The following is a 12,997-nucleotide window of genomic DNA, read 5'->3' on the forward strand; positions in this document are numbered from 1 at the left end:
AATTAACTCCCGTTCTGTCGGGAGATTCTTCCAAACCTCGGCAGATTTCCCTCGTAAGTCACGTACGCTTATGAATTTCATAACCTAACCTCCAATTGTGTACTAACAGTGTACACCATTGTCACTCATAGTCAAGTTTATCCTTCACATAATGTCTAAAATCAGCGGCGACTGTAAGACGTCCGCTGCCTTGTTGTCCATGCTTTTCATTCTTTTCTTTGCCTCTTGTCAATGACTGGCCTCTCTGTTTTCGTCTGGATGGTAGTGCTGATCGACAAATATCAATCTGCTTATATCAAAGCCGAGTGCCGCTGCCTTTGCTATGAGGGCATCCTTCAGATCGTTCTTTATTTCCGGGTCTCTGGCCAGAATCCATAAATAAGATTTGTCAGGCCCGCAAACTAGCGAATAGCGGTAATGCTCATTATCAAGTTCGAATACAATATATGAACCGTAAAAGGGCCCGAAGAAGGTAACTTTTAAGTAACCCTTATCTGTCCCCTGAACGAAGTATGCTTTCCCTTCAGCTTGTTTCCACATCTTTTCTTTTTCAGAGTAACCACGGTTCAATACCCTTACACCAACGTCATCCCTCATGGTATATTGGGCGGTTACCCGAGTTAGACCCCGTTCAAAAGCATGGTCTATCCTCGCAATTTCATACCACTTGCCCAGATACCTCTCTAATTTGAAATTATCAACAGGTTTCACCTTTTCAGGGATGCCGACACATCCGAATAAGAAGATGAATAACACTATTGCTATCTTTCTCACCTTATACCCCTCCTGTGTTTCGACCTGCAAAACCCTATATCCCGGTCGTCCGCAGTAAAAAGCCGTAAGATGAAGCGGCTTGCCCGTTCAGTTGACTACTCTTGATCTGATTGATCTTGGGATTTGCCTTCCGTATCCCCGGTCTTATCGGCGGGTTTTGACAGCTTTGCCAAGATGGTATCAAGTTTTCTATCCAGGTTACCAACAGACACGCTGTTTCTATACGTCATAATGATGAGCTTGACGGATACAAGGAATACACCGGCTTCAAGGAACAGGTCGTGTGATAGTCCCTTGGTAAAAAGGGCGGCAATGAACAAACCAAGAGTTATAGCCGTTACCAAGAAAGATCCACGGTCAATGGACTTATTCATGTTTATATCCTTATGTTTAATGGTACAACGCAAAGCTGAGCCAGAGGCAACGTTTTTTGTTGCCGATTGGCTCCAGCGATTTGACTCACTTTATTTGGTTCTATCCCAAGGTCTTTACATGTCTTTTTTGCAAGACTGTCATCGATTTCAGTGTGCCTTGGTATGGATGAGCGTTTATTCAGGCTGACATTGCTCCACCAAGAATGCAGGTGGCCTTCTCTGATGAACTCGCATCCATGTCTTCGCAAGTGTTTCAATAATTCGTTTCTTTTCATGCCGAAACAGCAATTCTTTCTTCTTCATAGCCGCTTCCTGCTGATGCAATGGCATCTTGCCGGTTAAACTATATGGCTTCCTGGAGTGTTATGCGAAGTGTTTGCATAAGCTCCTGACGGCTGCTTTCCTGGCAGTTTACACCCGGAACCTCCTCTATCCATCCTATCCACCAATCACCTTGTTGTTTTACTATTGCGGTATATTGGGTATCCATTTGATTTCCCTACTTCCATTTAATTATAACCGATATTGATATCCGATGGAATTTATTTCATTTTATGGTCAACAATTAATCTACTGCATGCAGTAATTTCCGAAATATTAGTATTTGCAATGAAAGATTTCAACAAATTAAATAATTAAACATTTAAAGATAATACCCAGAAAATCAGATAGATACAATCAATTATAGCAATGGTTGACAATAGAAAGTATGCAGTATATTATTGATATATCGATGTTATACTGCATGCAGCAATTGCTCAATCTTAATCAAAAGGAGTTGGCTTGCTGAGCGAATTTAAAACATTTCTGTCTAAATCAGGCAAGGTGCCGGAGGATAAGATAAAGTACTATATTCACTGGACACAAAAGTTTCTTAAATTCTGTAAATATAAACCTGAAGAGATGGATTTAAAATAAAATAAATCAATACCTTGACTCCCTTGAGGCAGACGGTAAAGTTGCTGAGTGGCAGATAAAACAGGCGGCAGATGCAGTAATAACATACGTTGAACAGTTTCTCGGTAAACCCATAAAGATGTCAACAAACAGTAATACGCAGAGCGAGCAAACTGGAAAATTATCTCAACTATGGTGGGCTACAATTGAAGAAACAAGAAAGGAGATACGTCTGCGCCATTACTCTACAAGTACTGAAAAAACATACATTGGCTGGATAGTCCGTTTTGCATTATATACAAAAAACAAGGAGCCGGACAAGATTGACGGAGACGATATAAAAAACTACCTTACTTATCTTGCCATAAAAGAGCGAGTATCGGCTTCAACCCAAAACCAGGCATTTAGTTCTCTCCTTTTTTTGAGTCGTTATGCACTGAAATGCCCTATAGGTAACATTGATAAAGTTGCCCGGGCAAAAAAAGGGACTTATCTTCCTGTGGTTTTGAGCAGTGAGGAGGTGAAGCGTCTGCTTTCTTGTATGGATGGACAATATCTGCTTATGGCACAGCTTCTATACGGATGCGGTTTACGTCTTTCCGAATGTTTACGTTTGAGGGTAAAAGATATTGACTTTGAAAATAGCCTTGTTTTAGTGCACTCCGGCAAAGGTGATGAAGACCGCTCTCTTGTACTGCCGAAGATGATAAAAGAGGCACTTAAAAAGCATATTGCCGATACCAAGATAATGCATGAAAAAGATATTGCCATTGGATATGGAGAGGTGTCATTGCCTAATGCGCTTGATAAAAAATACCCTAATGCCGGGAAAAGCTGGGTATGGCAATGGGTTTTCCCGGCCAGAAGACCTTCTGTTGATCCGAAAAGCGGCAAGATCATGCGCTGGCATTTTAGACCCCGCATTGCTGCAAAAAGCGTTTAAAGAAGCGGTATTAGAAGCTGGTCTGACAAAAATGGCGAGCTGTCATACTCTCCGGCATAGTTACGCCACACATCTTCTTATGAATGGGGTTAATATCAGGGAGGTTCAGGAGTTACTTGGTCATAAGAATGTGGAGACGACAATGATCTATACCCATGTTATGCGAGATATGAAAAACGCACCGAAAAGCCCTCTTGATATGCTTTAGTATAAGTATCTGATTGCAATAGATATTTTCTTCCAATTGACCTTTAGTCCAGCCGGATGATATAGTTATGCCTAATTATTATCATAATGCAGTAAGCACAAAAAAGATTGAAGTCATACATGAAATATTTCATCCATACCACCGGCTGCAAGGCAAATCAATGGGATTCTTATGTGATTTCCAGCAATCTGGAAAGCGCGGGAATGACCCGATCCCCCATGTCCCTTGCCGATATTATTATCATTGATGCCTGCACGTTAACGGACGGGGCGGAAAGGGATATCAGGAGGTTTGTCAACCAGAGCCGCAGGAAGAATGAGAAGGCGAAGATTATCATTGCCGGTTGTCACGGACAGGTCTACCCTGAGCGTTCTTTCGGCGCCGACCTTATTCTGGGTCAGGCCGAGAAGTTCCGCATCACTGATTTCCTCGACAAAAAGGGTGTTTTTGTGTCGGAAAGGGAGCTGTTTTCTCTGGAAACATGCGCTGTTGATATACTGCCCATCAATAAAACCAGGTTTTTTTTGAAGATTCAGGATGGCTGCGATAAATTTTGCAGTTATTGTGTAGTTCCCTATGCAAGGGGAAAGCCGAGAAGCAGGCCTATCAAGGAGATTCTGGAGACCCTAGGTGAACTGAAACAAAAGGGGGTAAAGGAAGTTGTCCTCACCGGCATAGAGATAGCCTCTTATAGAGACCCGGCGTCAAATAAGGATTTAAAGAATTTGCTCGCCCTCCTTGAAACAAGCGTGACGCCGGAACGTATACGGATAAGCTCGATCGATCCTCTTTATATTGATGGAGAATTTATTGAGATTGTCGCCGGTTCTCAAAAGATTACAAGAAGCCTCCATGTCCCGCTACAGAGCGCATCCGATGCGATACTTGAAAAGATGGGGCGGCGCTATAACCGTGCCTATATAAATGATATCATTGCAAATATTCAAAATAAGATAAGAGGCGTCGGCATCGGTATGGACGTGATAGTGGGGTTCCCCGGAGAGGACGAAGAGGTATTTGAAGAAACGTACCGGTTTCTTGAATCGGCCCCGATATACTACCTCCATGTTTTTCCCTATGCCGCGCGGAAGGGGACAGCGGCTTTTTCCATGGCAGGAGGCATTCCCGAATCTGCAAAAAAACAGAGGGTGCGCAGGTTTAAAACGCTTGATGCCGAAAAAAGGCTGGCTTTTTATCAGCAGTTTGTTGGCACAGAACAGGTGATTATACCGGAGGGCAAACTCTATAAGGGGCTATACATGAGGGGCTATACCGATAACTATATGCCGGTATATATCCCATATCAGAAAAACCTTGAAAATAAGCTGGTAATGGTTAAAATTAAGGGAATTGAGGAAAGTCTACTGCTTGGGGCAGTGAATCTTATCGCTGCAGACGGACAGGATTTCAAAGACGAGACTAAAATATGAAACCGTTCAATTTAAGCTGACGGGGTTTTAACCTGTGGGGCAATAAAAAATAGGTGGTGAGTTGCTGCATATTATAGTGAGTTTAAAAGGCAAGAAAATTATCTCTCACAGAGGCCGCAGAGAAAGGCAATATACTTCTTTTTGCAGCCCATTGACGAGACTGCTTCAATGGGCTGCATGCAATCCGGCCTGATTATATTTTTCCGAAATCAGGCCGGAAAGAAAAGATTTTCTCTGTGCTCTCTGCGGTCTCGAACGACCGCAAGGGAGTGGGCGAGAGGATAAAGTATCAGTTTCAACCCCAGTTGTTTTTTAATATATAATTGGAGGGGCAATTAATTTGTAGTAATATATTAAATTAAAAAGCTTTTTACAAAAGAACTAAAAATTTTAACAATATGCTTGCTTAATCCGGGGAGGTATTATGTTTGTTTTTGGTAATCTGTTTTCGGGCATTGCTTATATATTAAACCTTTTGCTCGATCTTTATTTCTGGGTAATCTTCGCACGGGCCATCCTTTCATGGATAAGGCCTGACCCCTCCAACCCTATTGTCAAAACTATCTGCATGCTTGTAGATCCTCTGACGTACAGAATCTCCAGGATTATCCCCACAAGGATAGGTATGGTTGATGTGGCGCCCTTTATATTAATGCTGGCTGTTATTTTTTTACAAAAGTTTCTTGTATCAACCCTTTTTGACATGGGCATGAGAATGAAATAACGGAGCAGTTATTTTGCCTATCCGGAGGTAAAGATGGGTATTTACAAAAAGTATTCCATTATGTTGTTAATGACGCTTATCCTTTTATCCTTAATGCCTGTAAAAGCGATGAGTCTTGAACCGGGTACAAAAGCGCCTCAATTCAACATTAAATCCGGTGATGATAAAAAGTTGCCTTTCAATACACTTCAGGGCAAAGCGGTTATCATTCTCTATGAGTCAAAAGATGCTATTGAGCTGAACAGGTCTTTTAAAAATGAGCTTGCAACATTGTTGAACGGCTCAGAGACATTGAAAGCCCGTACAATGGTTTTATCTGTTATCGACTGTTCTTCTGCATCATGGGTTATAAGAAGTGTATGGAAAAAGAATCTGGTAAAAAACTCGAAGAAAGAAAACCTGATAGTTTATGGAGATTGGGATGGCAAGATGTCTACAGATTATGGGATGGAAGATAATAAAAGCAATATTGTTATCATAGATCGTACGGGAATAATCAGATTTTTTAAATCAGGAAAACTGAACAACAATGAAATAAATCAGTGTAAAGACCTGATCCAAAAGCTTGCAGGGGATATGTAAGGCAGGAAGGCCGCTGTGAATATCGAGATAAAAGTTATAACCAATGCAAAAAAGAGAGGGGTTGTTCGGGAAGGCATTGGCTTAAAGGTAAGACTCACATCACTGCCCGTTGAAGGCAAGGCAAATGAGGAGCTTATAGGATATCTTTCAGATATTTTCAATGTGAAAAGGTCTGAAGTTAAGATAGTAAGGGGAGATAAGGACAAGAGAAAACTTGTCTCAATACCCGTTGATGAAGCGGCGATAGAAAGAGTAGCAGGTAAAACCACAACAGTTACAACAGGTTAATTTCCTTGACAATTAAAGGATAAACCAATTATATTATCAGACTCAAAAGAAGGGAAGATATGGTTATAAGGCTTTTAGAGATAGAAGATGGAGTTGTATTAAAAGGAAAGATAGACGGCTCACAGTTAAGGGAGGCTAAAGATGATGAGTTTTCCTTTCTTACCCCTGTTGACTATGATATTGTTGTCAGGAAGTTTGAAAACAACGTAAGGCTGGAGGGTTCTATAGGGTGTTCCCTTTCCCTGATGTGCGGAAGGTGTCTGGATGTATTTCCTTTCAAAATACAGACCTGGCTCGATATAGGGCTTATAAAAAAAGCTCCTGTACCGGACACTGAACTTGAACTTGCCGGGGAAGACCTGGAGGTCTATTATTATGAAGGCGATGAGATAGACATAAATCCGCTGGTATATGAAGAGGTGTTGCTGAATATACCGATCAAGCCCCTTTGCAGGGAGGATTGCAGGGGTCTTTGTGCTGTATGCGGAAAAAATAATAACATTGAAGAGTGCTATTGCAATAAGGTTTCAGATAAGTTGCTGAAGGAAAAATTAAACGCTTTTTTAGCGCCTCAAGGAGAGAATTATGGCAGTTCCAAAAAGAAAAACTTCTCAATCAAAAAGGGACAAACGAAGGACGCATTATAAATTAACAGCTGTTAATGTTGTGCTTTGTCCGAACTGTAAAGAACCCAAATTACCGCACATTGTCTGTCCGAAGTGCGGATTTTATAGGGGAAAACAGTTTTTAAAGGTCAAAGAAGCATAAACAGTATGATAAAGATAGCGGTTGACGGAATGGGTGGAGACTTCGCACCCCGTGCCGTAGTTGAAGGGGTGGAGCTTGCATGCAGCGAAAAGATAGCGGATATAGTTCTTCTCGGTGATGAAGGAGTTATAAAACCGCTGATAAAAAACCCTGAAGGCATTGAGATTTACCATACGCCTACATATGTTGAGATGGATGAATCCCCTTCAAATGCCCTGCGAAAGAAGAAAGATTCTTCCATTAATAAGGCATTTGAGCTAATGAAGGCCCAAAAGGTTCAGGCTGTTGTTACAGCGGGTAATTCCGGAGCAGCAATGGCCTTTGCTATTTTCACCCTCGGAAGGTTGGGGTTTGTTGACAGGCCGGCTATAGCAACACTGAATCCGAACGTAAAGGGAGGGAAATCGATCCTTCTGGATTCCGGCGGAAATGTTGATTGCAAACCCATAAATCTTGCTCAGTTTGCCCTTATGGGCGATGTATTTGCAAGGTGTGTCCTTGGCATAGATGCCCCGCGGATCGGTATTCTGAGCAACGCTGAAGAAGAGACAAAAGGAAATGAATTAACAAGGGAAGCTCATACCCTGATAAAAGGCCTGGGGCTTAATTATATAGGATATGTGGAAGGCACTGATATTCACAATGGTAGTACCGATGTTGTGGTAAGCGACGGTTTTGTGGGAAATGTGGCGTTGAAGGTAAGCGAGGGGGTGGCAGAGTCTTTAATGCTTTTGCTTAAAGAGGGTATCGAAAAGAAAGTCAGGCGGAAGATAGGCTATCTTTTTATGAAGGATGTATTAAAGGAAATTGCAAAGCAGCTTGATTATTCGGAAACAGGCGGAGCGCCTCTGCTCGGGGTTGACGGCGTCTGTATAATATGCCATGGGAAATCCAATGGGAAAGCGATAAAGAATGCAATTGCATTAGCAAAAAGGTTTGTTGAAAAAAATCTGAACGAATTTATAAAAGAGACAATGCAGAGCCACCAATCACTTCAGAAGAAAAAGGAGAAAAAGAAATGGATTATTTTTTAACGGAAGAACAGAGGCAGATACAGGCATTGGCTCGGAGAATTATGGAAGAAAAAATACTGCCTGTAAGGGCAGAGCTTGACGAGAAAGAGGAATTCCCCTGGGCTGTCATGAAGGCGTGTGCGGATACAGGTCTTTTTGGCGTAAATATTCCCGAGGAATATGGCGGGACAGGCGGGGGAGTATTTGAGAACTGTCTTGTTGTTGAAGAATTGAGCAAGGGTTGTCTTGGTATTTCTGTAAGCTATGCAGCGAGCCTTCTTGGTGCGTATCCGATCCTGCTCGGCGGTTCTGAGGCACAGAAGAAAAAATATCTGACGGAGATAGCGAGCGGCAACAAGCTCGGCGCGTTTGCCCTGACAGAGGCGAATGCAGGGAGCGATGCGCAGGGAATCAGGACAGAGGCAAAAAAAATGGGGGACGAATACATCCTGAACGGCACAAAACAATGGATTACAAACGGCGGTGAGGCTGAAATATACAGTGTTATTGCAATGACCGACAGAAAAAAAGGCGGCAGGGGTGCAACAGGATTTATCGTTGAAAAGGGTATGGAAGGTTTTTCCTTTGGCAAAAAAGAGAAGAAGCTTGGCATAAGGGCTTCTGCGACAAGAGAGCTTGTATTTCAGGATTGCAAAGTTCCTAAAGAAAATGTTATAGGTAGAGAGGGGATGGGTTTCATTCTTGCTATGAAGACATTTGACAGGACAAGGCCTGGTATCGGTGCACAGGCCGTTGGGGTTGCACAGAGCGCGCTAGATGAAGCGGTTAATTATGCCAGAGAGAGGGAACAATTTGAGAGGAAGATTATCACGTTCCAGGCCCTGCAGCATATGCTTGCCGATATGGCAATACAGGTCGAGGCTGCTCGTGCCCTTATATATGCTGTTGCGCGATACATAGACAGCAATCCGAAGGATTTTTCAAAGGTCTCGGCTATAGCGAAGGTTTTCCCGAGCGATGTGGCGATGAAGGTAACTGTTGATGCCATCCAGATCTTTGGAGGATACGGGTACATGAAAGAATACCCGGTTGAAAAGATGATGAGGGATGCAAAGATACTCCAGATATATGAAGGGGCAAACCAGATTCAAAGGAATGTAATCGCCCTTGAGCTTGTAAAAGAGGCTGCATCGAAGAAGAAGAGATAAAGCAGTGTTGAATTTTAAATTTTGAATGTTTAGTTATTGGATAAAATTAATAATTCAACCAGAAAAGAGGATTTGAATGAAAAAGGTTGGTATTGTTTTTCCGGGTCAGGGTTCTCAGCATGTTGGCATGGGGAAGGGACTCTTTGATAGGTTTGAATATGTGAGAGATTTATTTAAAACAGCCGATGAAACACTTGGTTTTTCAATAACAAAGCTTTGTTTTGAAGGGCCTGAAGATGAATTACGGCAGACATATAATACACAGCCTGCACTGCTCCTTGTTAGTTATGCTGTATGGCAGGTGCTGAAGGAGCAGACGGGTATTGTACCGTACCTTGTTGCAGGGCATAGTCTTGGCGAGTACACGGCGTTGCTTGCAGGCAAATTTTTTAGATTTGAGGACGCCCTGATGATTACGAGAAAAAGAGGCATGTTTATGGAAGAAGCGTGTCCGAAGGGCAAGGGCGGCATGGTAGCCCTCATTGGTGCTGATATGGGAAAGATAGAACCGGTTTTACAGGAAATTTCGCACGACGATTATGTAGCTGTGCCGGCAAACCTTAATTCCAAAGAACAGGTGGTTTTATCGGGCAATGTGGAGACCTTAAAAGAGGCTGTTGAAAAACTTAAGGGAATAGGGTATAAAAAAGCTGTATTCTTAAATGTTTCAGGACCCTTTCATAGCCCCCTGATGAGGGAGGCGGCAGAAAGATTAGAAGACGAACTGGGTAAAATCCCGATCAGTGATATAGATATCCCGGTTGTGTGCAATGTGGATGCCGGCCCTGAACAGGATAAGAATGCCATACCGGACAAGCTTTACAGACAGATGTTTTCGCCCGTTTTATGGGAAAGTTGTGTGAAACGGATGGTAAAGGAAGGCGTGGAGGCGTTCCTGGAGGTAGGCCCCCAGAAAGTACTTTCAAACCTGATTAAGAGAATTGAGCCGGATGTTCCCTGCTATAATGTGGAAGAATTTGAAGATATCGAGGCGGTGAAGGGATTGCTTGCATGAAAGACATGGTGACAATAGTTACCGGCGGTGCACAGGGCATAGGTCGGGAAATAGCGGAATTTCTGGCGGATAAAGGCGGAGATATTGCCATATTCGATATCATCGATGGGAACGAAGTGCTGAATGCAATAATAGAAAAAGGGCGAAAAGCCGAGTTTTATCAAGTTGATGTATCAGATTTCAAGGCTGTTGAAGAATCTGTCGGCAGTGTGATAAAAAATATGGGGCAGATCAACAACCTTGTTAATAATGCCGGTATTACGGCTGATAAATTGTTGCTGAGGATGAAGGAAGAAGACTGGGACAAGGTAATCCGGGTGAACCTGAAAAGCGTTTTTAACTGCACAAGGGCGGTTATCAGGCATATGTTGAGAACCGGCGGTTCTATTGTGAATATTTCGTCGATTGCCGGGGTGATGGGAAATGCCGGCCAGGCAAATTATGCTGCAAGCAAAGCAGGTATTATAGGTTTTACGAAAAGCATAGCAAAGGAATACGGCGAGAGAGGGATACGGGTAAATGCCGTTGCCCCGGGTTTTATTAACACAAAGATGACGGAAATATTAGATGATAAATATAAGGAGGAAATGCTTAAGGCAATTCCCTTAAAAAGATATGGTGAACCAATAGAAATAGCCCGGGTAGTATATTTCCTGCTTTCTGAATATGGGGAGTATGTTACAGGGGAGGTGATAAACGTTAACGGTGGTCTGTATATGTAATGTTTATTAGATTCAGGTTTTATTTGGCGACCGCTGATAACTGGCAATACAGTTTCAGCGTTAATAAATCGAGGAGGTGATTCTTAGATGACAGTAACAGAAAAGGTAAAAGAGATGATTGTTGAGCAGCTCGGTGTAAATGAGTCTGAAGTAGTCCCTGAAGCAAAATTTATTGATGACCTTGGAGCTGACTCTCTTGACATTGTTGAGCTCATCATGGCACTGGAAGACGCGTACGGGATTGAAATCCCTGATGAAGATGCAGAGAAAATGGAGACCGTGGGGGATGCAATCAAATATATAGAACAGCGTATGGCAGAAAAATAACAAAGAGGTGAATACATTGAAAAGAAGGGTGGTTGCCACTGGTGTAGGTCTTGCAACGCCTCTCGGTATCGGAATAGAAAATGTATGGCAGCGAATTTTGAACGGTGAATCGGGGATAGCCCCGATCACCCGTTTCGACACTACCCTGCATGAGACGAAATTTGCCGGTGAGATCAAGGAATTTAAACCTGAAGACTATATCCCCCCAAAAGAGATTAAAAGAATGGATCTGTTTATCCAGTATGCCCTTGCAGCTTCCAAGGTAGCAGTGGAAGATGCGGGCCTTGACATGAGCAAAGAGGACGCCGAAAGAATAGGTGTAGTAGTAGGTACGGGACTCGGGGGCTTGCCGACCATTGAAAAGTACCACAGCGTACTTCTGGAACGTGGTCCCAGTAGAATTACGCCTTTTTTTATCCCTATGCTTATAGCGAATGAGGCGCCGGGCCATATTGCGATTCAGTACGGTATGAAAGGCCCGAATCTGTCCATTGTCACGGCATGTGCAACAGGCTCGCATTCCATTGGAGAGGCATCACGGATAATCCAGTATGGGGATGCCGATGTCATGGTGGCGGGAGGAACTGAAGCTAACCTTACTCCCCTTACTGTTGGCGGTTTCAATGCAATGAAGGCGCTTTCCACACGGAATGATGCGCCCCAGAAAGCTTCACGCCCCTTTGACAAGGACAGGAACGGTTTTGTTGTCTCTGAAGGTTCGGGGATAGTAGTTCTTGAAGAGCTTGAACATGCCTTGAAAAGAGGTGCAAAGATATACGGGGAGATAGCCGGTTACGGGTATAATGGGGATGCATACCATATTACTGCCCCATGCCCGGACGGAGAGGGCTTTATCCGTTGCATAAAAATGGCGTTGAAAGACGGCGGAATATCACCGGAAGATGTGGATTATATTAATGCCCACGGAACATCAACGGAATTGAACGACTATACAGAGACGCTTGCAATAAAAGAGGTATTCAAAGAAAAAGCATACAAGATCCCGGTAAGTTCCACCAAATCGATGACAGGTCATTTACTGGGCGCCGCAGGGGCGATAGAGGCAATATTTTCTCTGTTGAGTATAAGGGATAATATCTGTCCTCCTACAATCAACTATGAAACACCTGACCCGCAGTGTGACCTTGATTACGTGCCCAATGTATCAAGGAGTCACAGGATAGATGTTGCCATGTCAAATTCATTCGGTTTTGGGGGTACGAACTCGACTCTCGTATTCCGGAGATTTAATTGATGAAGATTGCCCTCGCTTCAGACCATGCCGGTTTTGAGTTGAAGGAGTACATAAAAGGCATTATTGAAAAGGCAGGTTACTCATTTGTTGATTTGGGGACGCACACAGAGGATTCTGTAGATTACTCTGATTTTGGTTTTAAGGCTGCAGAGCTTGTATCAACCGGAGAAGCAGACAAAGGAATACTTATTTGCGGCACCGGTATGGGAATGAATATTGTTGCGAATAAGGTGAAAGGCATACGCGCATCGCTTGTACAAGACCTGTATACAGCCATTCAGAGCAGAAAGCATCTTGATGCAAATGTACTTGTGCTTGGGGCAAGGGTAATCGGCAAAGGGATGGCAGAAGAAATTGTGAAGGTATGGCTCGGAACATCTTTTGAAGGCGGAAGGCACGAGCGAAGGGTGAAAAAGATAAAGCAGTGGGAGGAGAAACACCTTAAATAAAAGTGAAAATATTTAACGCTCCATATTCCACATTAAATACTTTGGGCTGTGGGCAGGTA

Annotated in this window: 18 protein-coding genes and 2 pseudogenes; 16 read left to right on the plus strand and 4 right to left on the minus strand. The window is 43.1% G+C overall.

From position 1 onward, the window contains the following. Positions 1-228 precede the first annotated feature (228 nt). The 4 genes and pseudogenes from NT178_06435 to NT178_06450 form a co-directional block, all read right to left on the minus strand. Positions 229-774: a lipocalin family protein gene (locus NT178_06435; protein MCX5812167.1), complete on the minus strand. Its 546-nt coding sequence runs from the start codon at positions 772-774 to the stop codon at positions 229-231. Between the two features lie 95 nt (positions 775-869). Further along, a complete protein-coding gene (locus NT178_06440) occupies positions 870-1,148 on the minus strand; it encodes a hypothetical protein (GenBank protein MCX5812168.1) in 279 nt (92 codons plus the stop codon). An 89-nt stretch (positions 1,149-1,237) separates the two neighbouring features. Then, positions 1,238-1,423: pseudogene (locus NT178_06445) on the minus strand (type II toxin-antitoxin system HicA family toxin). Beyond that, a pseudogene (locus NT178_06450) lies at positions 1,420-1,638 on the minus strand (type II toxin-antitoxin system HicB family antitoxin). Before NT178_06450 ends, NT178_06445 begins: the two co-directional pseudogenes overlap by 4 nt. 293 nt (positions 1,639-1,931) lie before the next feature. On the opposite strand from NT178_06450, the gene NT178_06455 reads away from it, so the two are divergent. From NT178_06455 to rpiB, 16 genes are all read left to right on the plus strand, one after another. Then, the gene (locus NT178_06455) at positions 1,932-2,066 is read left to right on the plus strand and encodes a hypothetical protein (protein ID MCX5812169.1); all 135 of its coding nucleotides are present in this window, start codon (positions 1,932-1,934) and stop codon (positions 2,064-2,066) included. A gap of 118 nt (positions 2,067-2,184) precedes the next feature. Next, positions 2,185-2,988 carry an integron integrase gene (locus tag NT178_06460; protein ID MCX5812170.1) on the plus strand — a complete coding sequence of 268 codons (804 nt, stop codon included), beginning with the start codon at positions 2,185-2,187 and terminating at the stop codon, positions 2,986-2,988. Next, positions 2,969-3,196, plus strand: a complete 228-nt coding sequence (locus NT178_06465) for a tyrosine-type recombinase/integrase (GenBank protein MCX5812171.1) — start codon at positions 2,969-2,971, stop codon at positions 3,194-3,196. Before NT178_06460 ends, NT178_06465 begins: the two co-directional genes overlap by 20 nt. Before the next feature lie 119 nt (positions 3,197-3,315). Beyond that, positions 3,316-4,626 carry a tRNA (N(6)-L-threonylcarbamoyladenosine(37)-C(2))-methylthiotransferase MtaB gene (gene mtaB / locus NT178_06470; protein MCX5812172.1) on the plus strand — a complete coding sequence of 437 codons (1,311 nt, stop codon included), beginning with the start codon at positions 3,316-3,318 and terminating at the stop codon, positions 4,624-4,626. Positions 4,627-5,050: 424 nt separating this feature from the next. After that, positions 5,051-5,350 (plus strand): YggT family protein, encoded by a 300-nt coding sequence (locus NT178_06475; protein ID MCX5812173.1) that lies wholly within the window; start codon positions 5,051-5,053, stop codon positions 5,348-5,350. A 33-nt stretch (positions 5,351-5,383) separates the two neighbouring features. After that, the gene (locus tag NT178_06480) at positions 5,384-5,932 is read left to right on the plus strand and encodes a redoxin domain-containing protein (protein ID MCX5812174.1); all 549 of its coding nucleotides are present in this window, start codon (positions 5,384-5,386) and stop codon (positions 5,930-5,932) included. 15 nt (positions 5,933-5,947) lie between these two features. Continuing rightward, complete coding sequence (locus NT178_06485) at positions 5,948-6,220, plus strand: DUF167 domain-containing protein (GenBank protein ID MCX5812175.1); 273 nt, start codon at positions 5,948-5,950, stop codon at positions 6,218-6,220. Positions 6,221-6,279: 59 nt separating this feature from the next. Then, positions 6,280-6,867 (plus strand): DUF177 domain-containing protein, encoded by a 588-nt coding sequence (locus NT178_06490; protein ID MCX5812176.1) that lies wholly within the window; start codon positions 6,280-6,282, stop codon positions 6,865-6,867. Continuing rightward, positions 6,806-6,988, plus strand: coding sequence for a 50S ribosomal protein L32 (rpmF, locus tag NT178_06495; GenBank protein ID MCX5812177.1), 183 nt, complete (start codon positions 6,806-6,808; stop codon positions 6,986-6,988). Before NT178_06490 ends, rpmF begins: the two co-directional genes overlap by 62 nt. Positions 6,989-6,996: 8 nt before the next feature. Beyond that, entirely contained in the window at positions 6,997-8,022 is a 1,026-nt protein-coding gene (plsX, locus tag NT178_06500) for a phosphate acyltransferase PlsX (GenBank protein ID MCX5812178.1), read from the plus strand. Next, complete coding sequence (locus NT178_06505) at positions 8,007-9,170, plus strand: acyl-CoA dehydrogenase family protein (protein ID MCX5812179.1); 1,164 nt, start codon at positions 8,007-8,009, stop codon at positions 9,168-9,170. Before plsX ends, NT178_06505 begins: the two co-directional genes overlap by 16 nt. Before the next feature lie 76 nt (positions 9,171-9,246). Continuing rightward, positions 9,247-10,185, plus strand: coding sequence for an ACP S-malonyltransferase (gene fabD, locus NT178_06510; protein ID MCX5812180.1), 939 nt, complete (start codon positions 9,247-9,249; stop codon positions 10,183-10,185). Continuing rightward, on the plus strand, positions 10,182-10,907 hold the full coding sequence (gene fabG, locus NT178_06515; GenBank protein MCX5812181.1) for a 3-oxoacyl-[acyl-carrier-protein] reductase: 726 nt from the start codon (positions 10,182-10,184) through the stop codon (positions 10,905-10,907). Before fabD ends, fabG begins: the two co-directional genes overlap by 4 nt. Positions 10,908-10,994: 87 nt before the next feature. Further along, entirely contained in the window at positions 10,995-11,234 is a 240-nt protein-coding gene (gene acpP / locus NT178_06520) for an acyl carrier protein (protein ID MCX5812182.1), read from the plus strand. A 16-nt stretch (positions 11,235-11,250) separates the two neighbouring features. Then, on the plus strand, positions 11,251-12,489 hold the full coding sequence (fabF, locus tag NT178_06525) for a beta-ketoacyl-ACP synthase II (protein MCX5812183.1): 1,239 nt from the start codon (positions 11,251-11,253) through the stop codon (positions 12,487-12,489). After that, positions 12,489-12,938, plus strand: a complete 450-nt coding sequence (gene rpiB, locus NT178_06530) for a ribose 5-phosphate isomerase B (protein MCX5812184.1) — start codon at positions 12,489-12,491, stop codon at positions 12,936-12,938. Before fabF ends, rpiB begins: the two co-directional genes overlap by 1 nt. Positions 12,939-12,997: the final 59 nt, after the last annotated feature.

The sequence above is a fragment of the Pseudomonadota bacterium genome, assembly GCA_026388255.1.
Taxonomy (GTDB): Bacteria; Desulfobacterota; Syntrophorhabdia; order Syntrophorhabdales; family Syntrophorhabdaceae; genus JAPLKB01.